The sequence below is a fragment of the Paraburkholderia sp. D1E genome (assembly GCF_052682275.1).
On the sequence record NZ_JBQYMB010000001.1, the window covers coordinates 5,339,363 to 5,357,449 of the forward strand.

The 18,087-nt window shown below is 61.9% G+C and carries 15 protein-coding genes; 8 read left to right on the forward strand and 7 right to left on the reverse strand.

Annotated features, from left to right (window positions below; translation table 11 throughout):
- Nucleotides 1-109 precede the first annotated feature (109 nt).
- Nucleotides 110-316, reverse strand: a complete 207-nt coding sequence (locus ACUN0E_RS23970) for a cold-shock protein (RefSeq protein WP_007180614.1) — start codon at nt 314-316, stop codon at nt 110-112.
- 553 nt (nt 317-869) lie between these two features.
- Between ACUN0E_RS23970 and clpS the strand changes: the two genes are divergently transcribed.
- Both clpS and clpA read left to right on the forward strand, forming a co-directional pair.
- Complete coding sequence (gene clpS / locus ACUN0E_RS23975; RefSeq protein WP_006050100.1) at nt 870-1,184, forward strand: ATP-dependent Clp protease adapter ClpS; 315 nt, start codon at nt 870-872, stop codon at nt 1,182-1,184.
- Nucleotides 1,181-3,478, forward strand: a complete 2,298-nt coding sequence (gene clpA, locus ACUN0E_RS23980; protein WP_120289911.1) for an ATP-dependent Clp protease ATP-binding subunit ClpA — start codon at nt 1,181-1,183, stop codon at nt 3,476-3,478. The genes clpS and clpA overlap by 4 nt, the downstream gene beginning before the upstream one ends.
- A gap of 128 nt (nt 3,479-3,606) precedes the next feature.
- Here the strand turns inward: clpA and dut are convergent, their stop codons facing one another.
- The 6 genes from dut to ACUN0E_RS24010 form a co-directional block, all read right to left on the reverse strand.
- Complete coding sequence (gene dut / locus ACUN0E_RS23985) at nt 3,607-4,053, reverse strand: dUTP diphosphatase (RefSeq protein ID WP_445568149.1); 447 nt, start codon at nt 4,051-4,053, stop codon at nt 3,607-3,609.
- A gap of 14 nt (nt 4,054-4,067) precedes the next feature.
- Nucleotides 4,068-5,087: an LLM class flavin-dependent oxidoreductase gene (locus ACUN0E_RS23990; RefSeq protein ID WP_445568150.1), complete on the reverse strand. Its 1,020-nt coding sequence runs from the start codon at nt 5,085-5,087 to the stop codon at nt 4,068-4,070.
- An 81-nt stretch (nt 5,088-5,168) separates the two neighbouring features.
- Nucleotides 5,169-6,383: a bifunctional phosphopantothenoylcysteine decarboxylase/phosphopantothenate--cysteine ligase CoaBC gene (coaBC, locus tag ACUN0E_RS23995; RefSeq protein WP_445568151.1), complete on the reverse strand. Its 1,215-nt coding sequence runs from the start codon at nt 6,381-6,383 to the stop codon at nt 5,169-5,171.
- 158 nt (nt 6,384-6,541) lie between these two features.
- Nucleotides 6,542-7,048 (reverse strand): signal peptidase II, encoded by a 507-nt coding sequence (lspA, locus tag ACUN0E_RS24000; protein WP_408235173.1) that lies wholly within the window; start codon nt 7,046-7,048, stop codon nt 6,542-6,544.
- Nucleotides 7,048-9,885 carry an isoleucine--tRNA ligase gene (gene ileS, locus ACUN0E_RS24005; RefSeq protein WP_445568152.1) on the reverse strand — a complete coding sequence of 946 codons (2,838 nt, stop codon included), beginning with the start codon at nt 9,883-9,885 and terminating at the stop codon, nt 7,048-7,050. The genes lspA and ileS overlap by 1 nt, the downstream gene beginning before the upstream one ends.
- A 169-nt stretch (nt 9,886-10,054) precedes the next feature.
- The gene (locus ACUN0E_RS24010; protein ID WP_445568153.1) at nt 10,055-11,050 is read right to left on the reverse strand and encodes a bifunctional riboflavin kinase/FAD synthetase; all 996 of its coding nucleotides are present in this window, start codon (nt 11,048-11,050) and stop codon (nt 10,055-10,057) included.
- 118 nt (nt 11,051-11,168) lie between these two features.
- On the opposite strand from ACUN0E_RS24010, the gene purN reads away from it, so the two are divergent.
- From purN to nadC, 6 genes are all read left to right on the forward strand, one after another.
- Nucleotides 11,169-11,822: a phosphoribosylglycinamide formyltransferase gene (gene purN, locus ACUN0E_RS24015; RefSeq protein WP_408337514.1), complete on the forward strand. Its 654-nt coding sequence runs from the start codon at nt 11,169-11,171 to the stop codon at nt 11,820-11,822.
- Nucleotides 11,819-13,078 carry an RsmB/NOP family class I SAM-dependent RNA methyltransferase gene (locus tag ACUN0E_RS24020; RefSeq protein ID WP_408337516.1) on the forward strand — a complete coding sequence of 420 codons (1,260 nt, stop codon included), beginning with the start codon at nt 11,819-11,821 and terminating at the stop codon, nt 13,076-13,078. Before purN ends, ACUN0E_RS24020 begins: the two co-directional genes overlap by 4 nt.
- Nucleotides 13,079-13,149: 71 nt before the next feature.
- Nucleotides 13,150-14,505 (forward strand): mechanosensitive ion channel family protein, encoded by a 1,356-nt coding sequence (locus ACUN0E_RS24025; RefSeq protein ID WP_445568154.1) that lies wholly within the window; start codon nt 13,150-13,152, stop codon nt 14,503-14,505.
- Between the two features lie 203 nt (nt 14,506-14,708).
- The gene (locus tag ACUN0E_RS24030) at nt 14,709-15,905 is read left to right on the forward strand and encodes a DesA family fatty acid desaturase (protein ID WP_445568155.1); all 1,197 of its coding nucleotides are present in this window, start codon (nt 14,709-14,711) and stop codon (nt 15,903-15,905) included.
- 143 nt (nt 15,906-16,048) lie between these two features.
- A complete protein-coding gene (nadA, locus tag ACUN0E_RS24035) occupies nt 16,049-17,188 on the forward strand; it encodes a quinolinate synthase NadA (RefSeq protein WP_445568156.1) in 1,140 nt (379 codons plus the stop codon).
- Entirely contained in the window at nt 17,188-18,087 is a 900-nt protein-coding gene (nadC, locus tag ACUN0E_RS24040) for a carboxylating nicotinate-nucleotide diphosphorylase (protein WP_408520467.1), read from the forward strand. Before nadA ends, nadC begins: the two co-directional genes overlap by 1 nt.

An 18,087-nucleotide genomic window follows, 5' to 3' on the forward strand; every position in this document is an offset into this window, starting at 1 on the left:
CGAGATCGAGATCGAGATCGCGGCCGCGGTCACCTGACACTAGAAGGAGACGCCCAAAAAAAGAAACCCGGCACGAAGCCGGGTTTCAAAGGACGGGTAACGAACAGTTTCAGGCAGGTGCCTGGATGTTCGATGCCTGTTTGCCTTTCGGGCCTTGCACGACCTCGAAGGTTACTTTTTGACCTTCCTTGAGGGTTTTGAACCCATTCATCTGGATGGCCGAGAAGTGTGCAAACAGATCCTCACCCCCTTCGTCAGGCGTGATGAATCCGAAACCTTTTGCGTCATTGAACCATTTGACCGTACCAGTTGCCATTCCAACTTCCCCTGTAACTCATGTCACTACCACGAGCCCTCGAAAAGCTCGACGACCGCGATGCAGTCGCCCCCTCCTCACAAGCTCACCATCGGCATTTTTTCGAATTATGGCTCAGTGAAAAAAGTGCCAGCTTGATTGTTGAGGCTCTTTATTCGAGTGTCAAGAAAATTTTGAGACGCCGTTGTCGCGTTGCAAACAGGCGTTTTCCAGGGTTTTTCCCGCTTTTATTTTGTTATGTGCGGTTGCGCAAGCGTGCTGTCTTGAAAAGTCGCATAATCGACTCACATGCTGTTCTGCGGGTTGCGCACCGTCCGCTGGCCGGGGCGGGTGCCTTCAGCCAGCACTGGCAGGTTGTGCGATACTCGATCCGACTGCGGCGCAGCACGGCTGCGACGCATCACAGGATAGGGGCCGGCTCCGCAATCGGCTCGTCGAATGACGCAACGCCGTTGGGGGTAATTACCCATCAGGCGTAGCGAACGGGCTCACCGGCCGGTTGGCCGGGTTTTGACAGGATTGCGGGCCTGTCCTAGTTGTTTAGAATGGGTGTATGGCGATTATCCCGGACAAGCAGGACGGCACCGTACTGGAGCGGCAGGAAAAGAAGCTGAAGCCGCCTTCCATGTACAAGGTGGTGCTGCTGAATGACGACTTCACGCCAATGGAATTTGTCGTGATGATCGTGCAGGAATATTTCAATAAAGATCGTGAAACCGCAACACAGGTCATGTTGAAGGTGCATCGCGAGGGCAGGGGAGTTTGTGGGGTCTATACGCGGGACATCGCGTCGACCAAAGTCGAGCAAGTTGTTACCCACGCACGGCAGGCCGGGCATCCGCTGCAGTGTGTGATGGAGGAAGCATGATTGCCCAGGAACTGGAAGTCAGCCTGCACATGGCGTTCATGGAAGCGCGCCAGGCGCGGCACGAGTTCATAACGGTCGAACATCTTTTGCTGGCACTGTTGGACAATCCAACGGCGGCGGAAGTGTTGCGTGCATGCGCGGCCAATATCGAGGATCTGCGCCAGAACCTGCGCAACTTCATTCATGACAATACGCCTACCGTGCCTGGCACGGACGACGTCGACACGCAGCCCACGCTGGGTTTTCAGCGTGTGATCCAGCGTGCGATCATGCATGTGCAGTCCACCTCGAATGGCAAGAAGGAAGTGACCGGCGCGAATGTGCTGGTTGCGATCTTCGGCGAGAAGGATTCGCACGCGGTGTACTACCTGCAGCAGCAGGGCGTGACGCGTCTGGATGTGGTGAATTTCATCTCGCATGGCATCGCCAAGACCAGCAGTACCGACGCCGCGAAAGCGAGCGACGCGAATGCCGAGTCCGACGAAGCCGCCGCGCAGAAAGAAACGCCGCTCGCCCAGTTCACGCAGAACCTGAACCAGATGGCGAAAGACGGCCGCATCGATCCGCTGATCGGGCGCGAGTCGGAAGTCGAGCGCGTGGTGCAGGTGCTGTGCCGTCGGCGCAAAAACAATCCGCTACTGGTCGGTGAGGCCGGTGTCGGCAAGACGGCCATCGCCGAAGGGCTCGCCTGGCGCATTACGCGCGGCGAAGTGCCGGATATTCTGGCCGATGCGCAGGTGTATTCGCTCGACATGGGCGCGCTGCTCGCCGGCACCAAATATCGCGGCGACTTTGAACAACGCCTGAAGACGGTCCTCAAGGAATTGAAGGAACGTCCGCACGCAATCCTGTTCATCGACGAAATTCATACGCTGATCGGTGCGGGTGCTGCGTCGGGCGGCACGCTCGATGCCTCGAATCTGCTGAAGCCGGCGTTGTCGTCGGGCACGCTCAAGTGCATCGGCGCGACCACGTTCACCGAATATCGCGGCATCTTCGAAAAAGACGCGGCTTTGTCGCGCCGTTTCCAGAAGGTCGACGTGACCGAGCCGACCGTCGAACAGACGGTGGCGATTCTGCGTGGTCTGAAGTCGCGCTTCGAAGAGCATCACGGCGTGAAGTATTCGTCGGGTGCGCTGTCGGCCGCGGCTGAACTGTCGGCACGCTTTATCACGGATCGTCATTTGCCGGACAAGGCGATCGACGTAATCGACGAAGCAGGCGCGGCGCAACGTATCCTGCCGAAGTCGAAGCAGAAGAAGACCATCGGCAAGAACGAGATCGAAGAAATTATCTCGAAGATTGCCCGTGTCCCGCCGCAAAGCGTGTCGCAAGACGATCGCAGCAAGCTGCAAACGCTGGATCGCGATCTGAAGAGCGTGGTGTTCGGGCAAGATCCGGCCATCGACGCGCTGTCAGCCGCGATCAAGATGGCGCGCGCGGGCCTCGGCAAGCTGGACAAGCCGATCGGCGCGTTCCTGTTCTCCGGCCCGACTGGTGTCGGCAAGACGGAAGTGGCGAAGCAACTGGCGTTCACGCTGGGGATCGAGTTGATCCGCTTCGACATGTCGGAGTACATGGAGCGTCATGCGGTCAGCCGTTTAATCGGCGCGCCGCCGGGCTATGTCGGTTTCGATCAGGGCGGTCTGTTGACCGAAGCCGTCACGAAGAAGCCGCATTGCGTGCTGCTGCTCGACGAAATCGAGAAGGCGCATCCGGACATCTACAACGTGCTGCTGCAGGTAATGGATCACGGCACGCTGACGGACAACAACGGCCGCAAGGCGGATTTCCGCAACGTCATCATCATCATGACGACGAACGCGGGCGCCGAAGCAATGGGCAAGTCGGTGATCGGCTTCACGAATCGTCGGGAAACCGGCGACGAAATGGTCGACATCAAGCGTATGTTCACGCCGGAGTTCCGTAACCGTCTGGACGCGACGATCAGCTTCCGCTCGCTCGATGAAGAAATCATCATGCGTGTGGTCGACAAGTTCCTGATGCAACTGGAAGATCAGTTGCACGAGAAGAAGGTCGATGCGCTCTTTACCGACGCGCTGCGTGCTCACCTCGCCAAGCACGGTTTCGATCCGTTGATGGGCGCGCGGCCGATGCAACGTCTGATTCAGGACACGATTCGTCGTGCACTGGCTGACGAGTTGCTGTTCGGCAAGTTGATGAATGGCGGTCGCGTGACGGTCGACGTGGATGCAGAAGACAAGGTGCAGCTGACCTTCGACGAGCATCCGGCGCCGCGTAATCCGAATCCGGAAGCGGTTGAGGTGGAGTAAGTCAGTCGAGTAAGTCTTGGTCGTACCTCTGAAAGCAGAACGGCGCGGGTTGAACCCCGCGCCGTTCTGCTTTTTGCGTTTTCGATTGCGTTACTTTGCGGTCCATGCCGCAGAGTGATACGGCATCCTTAGTGCTTGCCCGTACTGCCGAAACCGCCGGCGCCACGCTCGCTTTCCGCGAAATCATCCACGATATTGAACTCGGCCTGCACCACCGGCACGATCACCAACTGCGCAAGGCGTTCCATGGGATTCAGGACGAATGTGGTCTCGCCACGATTCCACGTCGAGATCATCAGCTGACCTTGATAATCCGAATCGATCAGGCCGACCAGGTTGCCCAGCACGATGCCGTGCTTATGGCCCAGACCCGAACGCGGCAGAATCAATGCCGCGTAACCCGGATCGCCGACGTGAATCGCGAGGCCCGTCGGCACCAGTGCCGTCTCACCGGGTTTCAGCGTCAACGGTTCGTCGAGGCAGGCGCGCAGGTCAAGGCCCGCGCTGCCGGTGGTTGCGTAGGCCGGGAGTTGGTCGCGCATGCGCGTATCGAGAATCTTCAGTTCGAGTTTCATGCAGGTTCGAAGGTTTAAGGAGTGGAGGTTGGGCGTCCGAGTTGGAACGCGTTGGCGAGAAGTTCGTAGGAGCGTAGCCGGGCGCGGTAGCTGCCCGCGACGGTGAGCACGATCAGTTCGTCGGCCTGGAACTGCGCCTGCAAGTCTTGCATGCGTTCGGTGACGGTTTCCGGCGTGCCGATGATGCTGCGCGGTTTCTCGCGGTCGATCACCAGGCGCTCGCGCTCGCCATATTCCTGCGCGATGCCCTGTTCAATTGTCGGAATCGGTTCATTCAGGCCATAAGCCATTTGCACGCGGCGCAAATCGACGGCTTTCTCCAGGTCGGCTGCTTCCTGCTCGGTGTCCGCGCAGATTACGAATACTGCGGCGGCCAGATAAGGCTGCTGGGCTTCCTGACTGGCTTTGAAGCGCTCGCGGTAAGCGAGCGCCACTTGCTGCCCGAAATGTGCGTTGATGAAGTGCGCGAATGCGAAGCGGATACCGAGTTGAGCCGCCAGCAAGCCGCCGAATTCGCTCGAACCGAGCATCCAGAGTTGTGGGCGCGTGCCGACCTGCGGTTGTAGAAGCACGCCACGCGCGAGATGACCTTCGGGCAGCGTGCCGTGCATCAGGCCGACCAGATCCGCGACCTGCTGCGGGAAAATGTCGCCGCGATTGTAGGCGCCGGCGGCCACCGCTTGGGCCGTTTGCATGTCGCCGCCCGGCGCGCGTCCCACGCCGAGATCGATGCGATTCGGGAACAGCGCCTCGAGCATCATGAATTGCTCGGCGACTTTGAACGGGCTGTAGTATGGCAACATCACGCCGCCGGAGCCGAGGCGAATACGTTTGGTTACGCTGCCGAGGCGCGCCAGCATCACCTCAGGGCAGGGATTCGACACGCCGCGCAAGCCGTGATGCTCGGCGCACCAATAGCGCGTGTAGCCGAGATCGTCGGCAAGCTGCGCGAGTTCGACGGTGGCCGCGATTGCGTCCGCCACTGAGTGCCCGCCGATCACGGGCGTTTGATCGAGCACGGAAAGTAGCGTCATGTCAGTACTGCTCCAGATACAGATAATTCGGTGCGCTAGAGGCGCTTGCGGCGAGCGCAGCACGCGCCGCCGGGCGCGGCTTTAGCGGATCAGACTTGTGTCGGGCAGACGCCTGGCAATCTCAACGATCAAGGCGCGCGCGAGCGTCTGCTTGTCTGCGCGCGGCAGTTTTGTCACACCGCCTGCTTCGAACAGGATCACCTCGTTGTCGTCGAGACCGAAAGTGAGTGGGCCGAGATTGCCGATCAGCAGCGGCACCTTTTTGCGCACGCGTTTTTCTTCGCCGTGCACTTCAAGGTCGCCGCTTTCCGCTGCAAAGCCGACCGCAAAAGGCGGATGCGGCAGCTTGGCGACGGATGCGAGGATGTCCGGATTCTCGACGAATGTGAAGGTGGGCAGTGCGTGGTCGGCGGCCTTCTTGATTTTGTGATCACTGGCGTGATCGACGCGCCAGTCGGCCACCGCAGCCACGCCGATGAAGATGTCGGCGTCGGCGACCGAGCGCATCACCGCGTCGTGCATCTGCTGCGCGGTTTGCACATCTTCGCGGAACACGCCCCACGGCGTTTCCAGTGCGACCGGGCCAGCCACCAGATGCACCTCGGCCCCCGCTTGTTGCGCGGCGCGTGCCAACGCAAAGCCCATCTTGCCACTCGAACGATTGGTGATGCCGCGCACCGGATCGAGCGGCTCGAAGGTCGGGCCGGCGGTCAGCAACACGCGACGACCGGACAGGATCTTGGGTGAGAAGAATGACGCAATCGCCTCAAACGTGGCGGCTGCTTCCAACATGCGCCCGTCGCCGGTTTCGCCGCACGCCTGCGGACCCGAATCGGGGCCGAGCACTTCAATGCCGTCCGCGCGCAGTTGCGTGACGTTGCGTTGGGTGGCCGGGTTTTGCCACATCTGCCGGTTCATCGCCGGCACGACGAGCAGAGGACAGTCGCGCGCGACACATAGGGTCGAGAGCAGATCGTCGGCCATGCCGTGCGCGAGTTTAGCGAGGAAGTCGGTGGAGGCGGGCGCAATAACGATCGCGTCGGCTTCACGCGACAAATCGATGTGCGCCATGTTGTTCGGCACGCGACCGTCCCACTGGCTCGTGTAGACGGGGCGGCCGGATAACGCCTGCATCGTGATGGGGGTGATGAACTGCGTGGCCGCTTCGGTCATCACGACCTGCACGCTCGCGCCGGCCTTGGTCAGCAGACGCGTGAGTTCGGCGATCTTGTAGCAGGCAATGCCGCCCGTCATGCCGAGGACGAGGTGTTTTCCTGCGAGTTCTGCGGTTGCCAACGAAAGCCTCCGACAAAGCGTGGTGGCGGCCCGCAGTGCGGGTGTCGCACCGTTAGCCGCCTACGAATCGGCCGTAAGCGCGGACCTGAGCGCAAACATCAAACATCAGCCCGGACGCAACGCGTACATAAAGCGCGGCGCCAGCAGCCTGAGTGGCGTTAGCGCGAGCCACGCACGCGCCGCAACTCGTCGAGCACGAGCAGGATCGCGCCGATCGTGATCGCGCTGTCGGCGAGATTGAACGCCGGCCAGTGCCACGTGCGCACGTGAAAATCGAGAAAGTCGATCACATGGCCGTACGCGAGCCGGTCGATCACATTGCCGAGCGCGCCGCCGAGAATCAGCGAGAGCGCCGTGCAGAACATCTTCTGTCCGCCGTGACGCTTGAGCAGGTAGCAGATCACGAGCGCTGCGACCACGCCGAGCGCGGTGAACGCCCAGCGCTGCCAGCCGCCCGCCATCGCGAGGAAGCTGAAGGCGGCGCCACGGTTGTACACGAGGATCAGGTTAAAAAACGGCGTGACCTCATGCGGAACACCGTAGGCGAACACCTTCTGCACCGCGATCTTCGTCAACTGATCGAACAGGATCACGATCAGCGCGACGCCAAGCCAGGGTGCCAGCGAACTGTTTCCGGACGACGTTTTCGACATGGTTCTTGCCATTATGCCGCGCTCCTCGTTTCGCCGTTGCCGAACAGGTTACTGAAGCAGCGGCCGCACAGGTTGGGGTGCTCGGCGTTTGCGCCGACGTCCGCGCGGTAGTGCCAGCAGCGTTCGCACTTCAGATATTTCGAGGCGATCACTTCGACGCCTTCTTCCGCTTCGCTCTCGACCTTCACAACGCTTGCCGCCGACGTGATCAGCACGAACTTCAGGTCGTCGGCAAGGCTGGCGAGCGCGTCGTAACGCGCACCGCTCGCGCGGACTTCGACTTCGGCCTGCAGCGACGAACCGATCAGGTTCGCCACACGTGCTTCTTCCAGCGCCTTGGTCACGTCGCTACGCGCGGCGCGCAGCAGCGTCCATTTGTCGAGCAGGGCACCGGCTTGCGGCACTGCCGGGAACGCGTGATAGGTCTCGGTGAAGATCGTTTCGCTGTTCGGCGAGAAGATCTTCCACGCTTCTTCGGCCGTGAACGACAGGAAAGGCGCGATCAGGCGCAGCAGACCGTGGGCGATGTGATACAGCGCGGTCTGGGCCGAACGGCGTGCGACGGAGTCAACGGCCGTGGTGTACAGACGGTCTTTCAGCACGTCCAGATAGAAGCCGCCCAGGTCTTCCGAGCAGAACGTCTGCAGTTTCGCGACCACCGGGTGGAACTCGTACTTGTCGTAGTGCGAGAGGATGTCGTTTTGCAGATTCGCCGACAGCGCCACCGCGTAACGATCGATCTCGAGCCAGTCTTCGACCGGACGCGCGTGTTGCGCGAAGTCGAAGTCCGACAGGTTCGCGAGCAGGAAGCGCAGCGTGTTGCGGATGCGGCGATAGCCTTCCGTCACGCGCTTCAGGATTTCCTCCGAGATCGCCAGTTCGCCCGAGTAATCGGTCGACGCGATCCACAGACGGATGATTTCCGCGCCGAGCCGGTTCGCCACTTCATGCGGGTCGATACCGTTGCCGAGCGACTTGCTCATCTTGCGGCCTTCGCCGTCGACGGTGAAGCCGTGCGTGAGCAACGCGTTGTAGGGCGGGCGGCCGTCTAGCATCGAAGCCGTCAGCAGCGACGAGTGGAACCAGCCGCGGTGCTGGTCCGAGCCTTCCAGATACAGGTCGGCCGGGAACTGCAGTTCGTCTTTATGCGAGCCGCGCAGCACGTGCCAATGCGTCGTGCCCGAATCGAACCAGACGTCGAGCGTGTCGCGGTTCTTCTCGTACATGTTGGCGTCGTCGCCGAGCAGTTCGCGCGGGTCGAGCGTTTGCCACGCTTCGATGCCGGCCTTCTCGACGCGTTGCGCGACTTCTTCGAGCAGTTCTAGTGTGCGCGGGTGCAGTTCGCCGGTTTCCTTATGCACGAAGAACGCCATCGGCACGCCCCATTGACGTTGACGCGACAGCGTCCAGTCCGGGCGATTCGCGATCATGCTGAACAGACGCTGCTTGCCCCACGACGGATAGAAAGCGGTGTTCTCGATGCCTTCGAGCGCGGTTTCGCGCAGGGTCTTGTCGGTGTCGTTCGGCTTCACGTCCATGCCGGCGAACCACTGCGAGGTTGCACGGTAGATGATCGGCGTCTTGTGGCGCCAGCAGTGCATGTAGCTGTGCTTGTACTTCTCGGTGCGTAACAGTGAGCCCGCTGCTTGCAGGGCCTCGATGATCTGCGGATTGGCCGCCCAGATCGACAGGCCGCCGAACAGCGCGAGCGATTCGATGTAACGGCCGTCGCCCATCACCGGGTTGATGATGTCCGAATCCGACATGCCGTGCGCCTTGCACGACACGAAGTCTTCCACGCCGTAGGCCGGCGACGAGTGGACCACACCCGTACCCGATTCGGTTGTCACATAGTCGCCGAGATAAACCGGCGCCGTGCGCTTGTAGCTCGGATGAGCAGAGGCGAGCGGATGGTTAAAGCGCAGGTTGACGAGCTTCGCGCCCGGCGCGGTCGCGACGATCGTCCCTTCCAGTTCGTACTGTTTCAGGCATGCTTCAACGCGTTCTTCAGCGAGGATCAGCAAGCCGCGCGGCGTGTCGACCAATGCGTAGACGATTTCCGGGTGGAGGTTCAGCGCCTGGTTGGCGGGGATGGTCCACGGCGTGGTGGTCCAGATGACAATGCCGCCTTCATTGCGCGGCAGTGCGTTCAAGCCGAAGGCCTGCGCGGTCTTTTCCGGCTCGGCGAAGCTGAACAGCACGTCGATGGTCGGATCGGTCTTGTCCGCGTATTCGACTTCCGCTTCGGCCAAGGCCGAACCGCAGTCGAAACACCAGTTGACCGGCTTCAGGCCGCGGAATACGTAGCCCTTTTCCATGATCTTCGCGAGCGCACGGATTTCGCCGGCCTCGTTCGTGAAGTTCATCGTCTTGTACGGATTGTCCCAGTCGCCGAGCACGCCGAGACGCCGGAAGCCGACCTTCTGCTTCTCGATCTGTTCGGTCGCGTAAGCACGCGCCTTCTGCATCACTTCAGCGGCCGGCAGCGACTTGCCGAACTGCTTTTCGATCTGGATTTCGATCGGCATGCCGTGGCAATCCCAGCCCGGCACGTAGACCGCGTCGAAGCCCGCCAGATTGCGCGCCTTGACGATCATGTCCTTGAGGATCTTGTTCACCGCGTGGCCGAGGTGGATGTCGCCGTTCGCATACGGCGGGCCGTCGTGCAGGATGAACTTTTTACGGCCTTTGCTGGCGGCGCGGATCGTTTCGTAGACCTTCCGTTCCTGCCATTCCTTGACCCATTGCGGCTCGCGCTTGGGCAGGTCGCCACGCATCGGGAACGGCGTGTCGAGCAGGTTGACGGGGTAGCGTGACTGCGGTTTCGAATCGGCTTTCTTGTTGCTCATGATGAGGTCGCGGTGAATTCTTTCTAAGCGCAGCGAGGCTGCGGTATGCGCATGAAGCGCAGGGCGTTGGGCGCGCCCGGCAGGCATGTCGCGTGATCCACGGACGCCCTTCGATGCGCGCAGCAGTGGATACATGCAGCGCTTGGCGCGCTCGCATGTACCGCGGCGGCTATCTAATTCGGTCGGTGGCCGAGGTGGCGAAACCGGTGGAGCGGCTGCCCGGCGTGCCGGCGCCGACGGCCGCGAACCACGCGCGGGCATTGGCGACGTCGCGCGCGATGGCGGCGGTCAGCGTTTCGAGGTCGACGTATTTTTCCTCGTCGCGCAGCTTTTTCAGGAATTCGACGCGCACGAGTTTGCCATACGCATCGCCGTGCCAGTCGAGCAGATGCACCTCGAGCAGCACGCGGCCAGAATCGTCGACGGTGGGACGCAGGCCGAGGCTGGCGACGCCCGGCAACGGTTCGTCCGCCACGCCATGCACGCGCACCACGAAAATACCGGCGAGCGCCGGGCGCTTGTGCGCGATCGTCAAATTGAGCGTGGGGAAACCGAGATCGCGGCCGAGCTTCATGCCATGCACGACATGGCCGCTAATCAGGTAGTCGCGGCCCAGCGCGGCGCGCGCCGAATCGAGATCGCCCGCCACTAGCGCCGCGCGTACGCCTGAACTGGAAATGCGCGCGCCGGACGGATCGGCCACGGTTGCCATCTGCTCCACTTCGAAACCGTGCTGCTGCCCCGCGGTCTTGAGCGACGCGAAATCGCCCGCGCGCTTCGCGCCGTACCGGAAGTCGTCGCCGATCATCACCCAGCGAGCATGCAGCCCGTTGACGATGATCCGTTCGACAAACGTATCCGGCGACTGGCTGGCGAAGGTGTGATTGAAATGCTCGACCACGACCCGGTCGACACCGTTGGTGCGCAGCGCCTCGAGCTTGTCGCGCAACATTGCGATTCGCGGCGGCGCGCCAGCCGGGTTGAAGAACTCGCGCGGGTGCGGTTCGAAGGTCATCACGCAAACGGGCAGGCCGCGTGCATCGGCCGCGGCCCGGACGTGGGCGAGCAAAGCCTGATGGCCGCGGTGGACACCGTCGAAGTTGCCGATGGTCAGTGCGCAGGGCGCACGGCTTTCAGCATTGGGAAGACCGCGGAAGACTCTCACGATAACGGGTTTGAGGTAGGGCGGGCGAGATGCCGCAAAGCAAACGATTATAAACGCTCAGCGCATGAGACGGCGGCGCGTCGCCGTTTCAGTGTCCCCCGAATGATAAAATCCGCGGATGAAAAAACTCGTCATCCTGATTTCCGGACGGGGAAGCAACATGGAAGCTATCATTCGCGCCTGCGCGGACGAAGGCTGGGCGGCGCAAGTCGCCGCTGTGATTGCCAACCGTCCTGACGCCGCGGGCCTCGCGTTCGCAGCGTCGCACGGCATTGCCACGGCGGTGGTCGACCACCGCCAGTTTCCGGATCGCGACAGCTTTGACGCCGCGCTGGCGAAGGAAATCGACGGCTTCGCGCCCGATCTGGTCGCGCTTGCCGGCTTCATGCGGGTGCTCACGGCTGGTTTCGTCGATCACTACGCCGGGCGCATGCTGAACGTGCATCCGTCGCTGCTGCCGAGCTTTCCGGGCCTGAAAACCCATCAACAGGCACTTGACGCAGGCGTGCGGCTGCACGGCGCGTCGGTGCATTTTGTCACGTCGCAGCTGGATCACGGGCCGATCGTCGCGCAGGCGGCCGTCCCCGTTGAGGCTGGCGACACCCCCGCCACGCTCGCCGAACGCGTGCTGGCAACCGAACACATTATTTATCCACGCGCGGTGCGCTGGTTCGTCGAAGGGCGTCTTGCCCTCGACGGCTTGCGTGTCACGCTTACGCCGCCGGAGCCGCAATGGCTCTTTGCCGGTCACACCGCCGGAGAGGGCGCATGAGATTACATGGTTTTTTGATTGGACAAACTGAGACTTTGCTGGCTGAAGTCCTGAAACTGAGCGGCCCGGCCGACGCCACGACGAGCCGCTTTTTCCGCGCGCATCCGAAGCTCGGGCATGGCGAGCGCGGCGTGATCGCCGAGGCGGTCTTCGCGGTGCTGCGCCGCCGGATGGAATTCGCCCATCTGGCCGAAGGCGGCGCGGGCAGTCCGGCCCGTCGCATGGCCTTGCTGGGACTGATGCAGACGGCGGGGCGTACGGCGCTCAAGCCGTTCGTGTCGGACACCGAGTCGCACTGGCTGGAACACGTCGCGAAGATCGACCCGGAAAGCCTGCCGCTGCGGATTCGCCTGAATCTGCCCGACTGGATCTATCAGGCGCTTTCCAAGCGCTTTGAACCCGCAGAACTGGCGCAACTGGCCGCCGCGCTGAACTACCCGGCGCCGCTGGACCTGCGCGCGAACCCGATCAAGGCAAGCCGCGACGAGGTACTGAACGCGCTGTCGAAGGCCGGTATCGAAGGGGGCGCGACGCCGTTCGCACCGTTCGGCGTGCGGGTGGTCGGCAAGCCGCCGCTCACCAAGCTGGACGCGTTCCAGCACGGCTGGGTCGAAGTTCAGGACGAAGGCAGCCAGTTGCTGTGCTCGCTGGTCGCGCCCAAGCGTGGCGAAATGATCGTGGACTTCTGCGCGGGCGCGGGCGGCAAAACGCTGGCGCTTGGTGCGGCGATGCGCTCCACCGGGCGTCTGTACGCATTCGACGTCTCCGAGCGCCGTCTGGCCAAGCTCAAGCCGCGCCTTGCGCGCAGCGGCCTGTCGAACGTGAATCCGGTGCTGATCGACAGCGAGCACGATGCGAAGATCAAGCGTCTGGCCGGCAAAATCGACCGCGTGCTGGTCGATGCGCCGTGCAGCGGCTTGGGTACGCTGCGCCGTAACCCGGACCTGAAGTGGCGCCAGTCGCCGGAATCGGTCGCTGAACTGGCGCCGAAGCAGGCGTCGATTCTGGCCAGCGCCTCGCGTCTGGTGAAGAAGGGTGGCCGTCTCATCTACGCAACCTGCTCGATTCTCGAAGAGGAAAACGAAACCGTCGTGCAGCAGTTCCTCGCCGACCATCCGGACTTCGCCCTGGTGCCGGCGCGCGACGTGCTCGCCGAGCAGCGTATCGATCTGGAAATGGGCGATTACCTGTCGCTGTGGCCGCACCTTCACGCTACTGACGGTTTCTTCGCAGCGGTGCTGGAACGCCAGAGCTAAACGCAACAGGCTATCTGCCGGCGCGTCGGGTTCTTTCCTGAACCCGACGCGCCGGCGATTTCGGCGACATCATGCAAAACCGCATTTTTCCTCACATGTTCGGCGACCTCGGGCGCGACTTCGGCCAGCCGGTCATGCTGTGGCAGGTCGGCGTGCTGCTTGGGACGCTCGCCGTCGCGTGGCTGCTCGCGCGTCTCTTGCGCCGGACGCTTGATCTGCGGCGCCAGACGCGTTATCAGACCCTGCGCTTCGGCGCGGAAAGCCTGAACCGCGCGTTCTTTCCCCTGATCGGCGCGGCGCTCGTCTGGCTGGCACAGGCTATCACTGGTCAGTTCATGCACACCGCGCTGCTCAATCTGGCGCTGGTGCCGCTGTTCGGTATTGGCCTGATTTACATCGTGTTTTTCTTCGCGCGGCGGGTCTTCAGTCAAGACGGCGCGAACCATCCGTGGCTGTTCCTGGTCGAGAAAATCGTCTCACTGATCGTCTGGATCGGCATGGTGCTCACCGTGATGGGCATTCAGGACGATGTCATCGACTGGATGGGCAGCGTGCGCTTCAGGGTCGCAAACGCGCACATGACGCTGCTCTCACTCACCACGGGCCTCCTATGGGTGTGCGTAACGATGATCGTCGCGATGTGGCTCGGCGCGACATTCGAAGACCGCCTGATGCGCTCGAAGACGCTCGACGCCAACCTCAAAGTGGTGGTGGCGCGTGTCGGCCGTGCGGCGTTCGTGCTGGCGGCGGTGCTGATCAGCCTGTCGCTGGTCGGCATCGACATCACGGTGCTGGGCGTGTTCGGCGGCGCGTTGGGTGTGGGGCTCGGGTTCGGCTTGCAGAAGATCGCCAGCAACTACGTCTCGGGTTTCATCATCCTGATCGACCGCTCGCTGCGCATCGGCGACACGATCAACGTCAGCGGCTTACAGGGCATGGTCACGCAGATCCGTACGCGTTATACGGTGGTGCGCGGACTGGACGGCATCGAAACGCTGATTCCGAACGAAAAGCTGATTACGGACGTGGTGCAGAACCAGTCCTCGTATCTGACGCGCGGCTACGCCAAAGTGGCCGTGCAGGTCGCCTATACCTCGGACGTCGAGCAGGCGATGGCGCTGCTCGCCCAAGCCGCGCAAGATGTCGCGCGAGTACTGCAGGAACCAGCTCCCACGCCCTATCTCGCGAGCTTCGGTGCCGATGGCATCAATCTCGAACTGGGCTTCTGGATCGAAGACGCAGCGACAGGTACCTCAAGTGTGCGATCGGCCGTCAATCGCAACATCTGGCGTCTGTTCTCCGAGCACGGCATCTCGATTCCTTTCGCGCAACGCGAAGTGCGGATCGTCGGCAATGTGGGCGACGCGATGCCGCAGGCGGTAACAATGACCGCTTCCGCGGCAAATCAGGCCGACAGCGCCCGCTGACAGGCACTTCGAACCCGCCGGCCGGTCTAAAAATCACCGCCGGTGCGTTCCATCCTGTTGATGTCACACAAAAAATCCCTATTTGTTACAAACACTTGGAACGCTTCAAGTAGAATGTCGTCCAATCCCGCTGTATGCTTTCACTTTCTTGACACGCGCATTTTGCGTGTGTCTGGCGTCTCTTGTTCCACAGGTAAATTGCCTTGTTGAATTCCTTGCTTGATTTCCTTGCCCACGGCTTGCTCCACTTCTCGTGGTGGCAACTTGTGCTGTACACCCTGGTCGCGACGCACATCACGATCATTGGCGTGACGGTCTATCTGCATCGCTGCCAGGCGCACCGCGCACTGGAGCTGCATCCGGTCGTCAGTCATTTTTTCCGCTTCTGGCTGTGGATGACCACCGGCATGCTGACCGGCCAATGGGCCGCGATTCACCGTAAGCACCACGCCAAGTGCGAGACCGAAGAAGATCCGCACAGCCCGCAAACGCGCGGCATCTGGAAGGTGGTGCTCGAAGGCGCGGAACTGTACCGTTCCGAAGCCAAGAACGAAGAAACGATGCGCAAGTTCAGTCACGGCACGCCGAATGACTGGATGGAACGCAACGTCTACACCAAGTACCCGATCCTCGGCGTGAGCCTGATGATGGTGCTGAACGTCGCGCTGTTCGGCGTCGTCGGTCTGACCATCTGGGCCGTGCAGATGGTGTGGATTCCGTTCTGGGCGGCCGGCGTGGTGAACGGTCTCGCGCACTGGTGGGGCTACCGCAACTTCAACTCGTCGGATGCCAGCACCAATATCTTCCCGTGGGGCATCATCATCGGCGGTGAAGAGCTGCATAACAATCACCACACGTATGCGACGTCGGCCAAGCTGTCGAACAAGTGGTACGAGTTCGACATTGGCTGGATGTACATCCGCATCATGTCGGCGTTCCGTCTGGCCAAGGTGAAGAAGATCGCGCCTACGCCGCGTTTGACCTCCGGCAAGCTGGTCCTCGATCAGGACACGCTGCAAGCCGTGCTGGCGAACCGCTACGAAGTGATGGCGCGTTACGGCAAGGCACTCAAGCGCGCTTACCGCCAGGAGCTTGCGCATCTGAAGGAAGTCGGCGCGCGCGAGAAGTATCAGGTGATGCGCGGTGCGCGTAGCTGGTTCCACAAGGAAGAAGCGGGTCTCGACGAGCCGCAGAAGCGCCAGTTGCCGCAGATCTTCGCGAATAGCCAGAAGCTCAAGACTTACATCGACATGCGCAATGAACTGGCGGCGATGTGGGAGCGCTCGAATGCGTCGCGCGATCAATTGTTGATTCAGCTGCAAGACTGGTGTCATCGCGCTGAGCAGAGTGGTATTAAAGCACTGCAAGAATTCGCGTTGCGTCTGCGTCGTTATGCTTGACCGTATGCCTGAGCGCGAAATCCTTTAAAATTTCGTTACGTCACAAAACCCCGCGTTGGCGGGGTTTTGCTTTTTGGGCGGCGGATATGTCAACGACACGCGATTGACGCTCCGCGGCGGGCAGAGCGAAGGCAGAGGAGATCATGGATCAGCAGGCGATCAGGACCGTCGAATACGACCGGCCACAGGCGCAGGGCACGACCTGCGGGATCGGGCAGGCGTGGGCGAAGGTGCCCGACATGCCGTCGGCGGAACAGAAGGTGGCGCTGAAGGAGCGCATCCGCGCATTGCTTAAGCGCGAGAAAGCGGTGCTCGTCGCGCATTACTACGTCGACGCGGAATTGCAGGAGCTCGCCGACGAAACCGGCGGCTGCGTGGCCGACTCGCTGGAGATGGCGCGGTTTGGCCGCGATCACGAGGCACAAACGCTGGTGGTGGCGGGCGTGCGCTTCATGGGCGAGACCGCGAAGATACTCAGCCCGGACAAGCGCATTCTGATGCCCGATCTCGACGCGACCTGTTCGCTCGACCTGGGCTGTCCTGTCAATGAATTCTCGGCTTTCTGTGACGCACACCCGGATCGCACGGTGGTTGTGTACGCGAACACCAGCGCGGCCGTCAAGGCTCGTGCGGACTGGATGGTGACGTCGTCGATCGGGCTGGAAATCGTTGCCGATCTGCACTCACGCGGCGAAAAGATCATCTGGGCGCCGGATCGGCACCTCGGCAGCTACATCCAGAGCAAGACCGGCGCGGACATGCTGCTGTGGCAGGGCTCGTGTCTCGTGCACGACGAATTCAAGGGCATTGAACTCGATCTGCTGCGCGCTGAATATCCGGGCGCGAAAGTGCTGGTGCATCCGGAGTCGCCGGCTAACGTAGTCGCGCAAGCGGACGTGGTGGGTTCGACAACCCAGTTGATCGACGCTGCGCAAAAGCTCGACGCGACGCATTTCATCGTGGCGACCGATCTCGGCATTCTGCACAAGATGCAGCTCGCCGCGCCCGGCAAGACGCTGATCGCCGCGCCGACGGCTGGCAACAGCGCGACCTGCAAGAGCTGCGCGCATTGCCCGTGGATGGCGATGAACGGCCTCGCCAATCTGGCCGAGGTGCTCGACCGCGGCCACAACGAAATCTTCGTCGACCGAGCGATCGGCGAGCGGGCGCGTTTGCCGATCGACCGGATGCTCGACTTCGCGGCGCGGCACAAGAAGCGGGTGCAAGCCAGCGGTGATCTCGCGCGCGACGCGCAACTGTATTCGAACGTGGGAGCAGCGTAATGGGAGCGGTGGAACGCAATCAAATCGAGGCGGTCTCGCCGCTGTTCGCGGAGATTCATGCGCAGTACGGCGCCGCATTCGATGCTGCGTTGGCGCGTAACGTGGCCGACGCGCTGGCCGAAGATATTGGCGCAGGCGACCAGACTGGCCGCCTTGTCCCCGCAGACGACATGCGCGATGCACGCATCATCGTGCGCGAAGATGCCGTGCTGTGCGGCGTGCCCTGGTTCAACGCGGTGATGCGCCAGGTCGATCCACGTATCGACGTGCAGTGGCGTTATCGCGAGGGCGATCGGATGACAGCGGATACGCCGGTCTGCGAGCTGCGCGGTCCTGTGCGTGCGCTGTTGACTGCTGAACGCAATGCGCTGAATTTCCTGCAACTGCTCTCGGGCGTGGCAAGCGCAACGCGCCGCTATGTCGACGCAATTGCCCACACGCAAACGCGTATCCTCGATACGCGTAAGACCTTGCCGGGTTTGCGGCTCGCGCAGAAATACGCAGTGCGCGTCGGCGGCGGGGCGAATCAGCGACTCGCTTTGTACGACGGCATTCTGATCAAGGAAAACCACATCGCTGCAGCGGGCGGCGTTGGCGCGGCAATGGACGCGGCGCTCGGGCTGAACGCGGGCGTGTCGATCCAGATCGAAGTCGAAACGCTGGCGCAATTGGAAACCGCATTGGCACACCGCGCGCAGTCCATTCTGCTGGATAACTTTTCGTTTGATGCGATGCGCGAGGCCGTGCGTATCACGGCAGGGCGGGCAGTGCTGGAGGTGTCCGGCGGCGTGAACTTCGAGACGGTGCGGACTATCGCGGAAACGGGCGTCGATCGGGTGTCGATCGGTGCGCTGACCAAAGATGTTCGGGCAGCGGATTACTCGATGCGGATCGTCTGA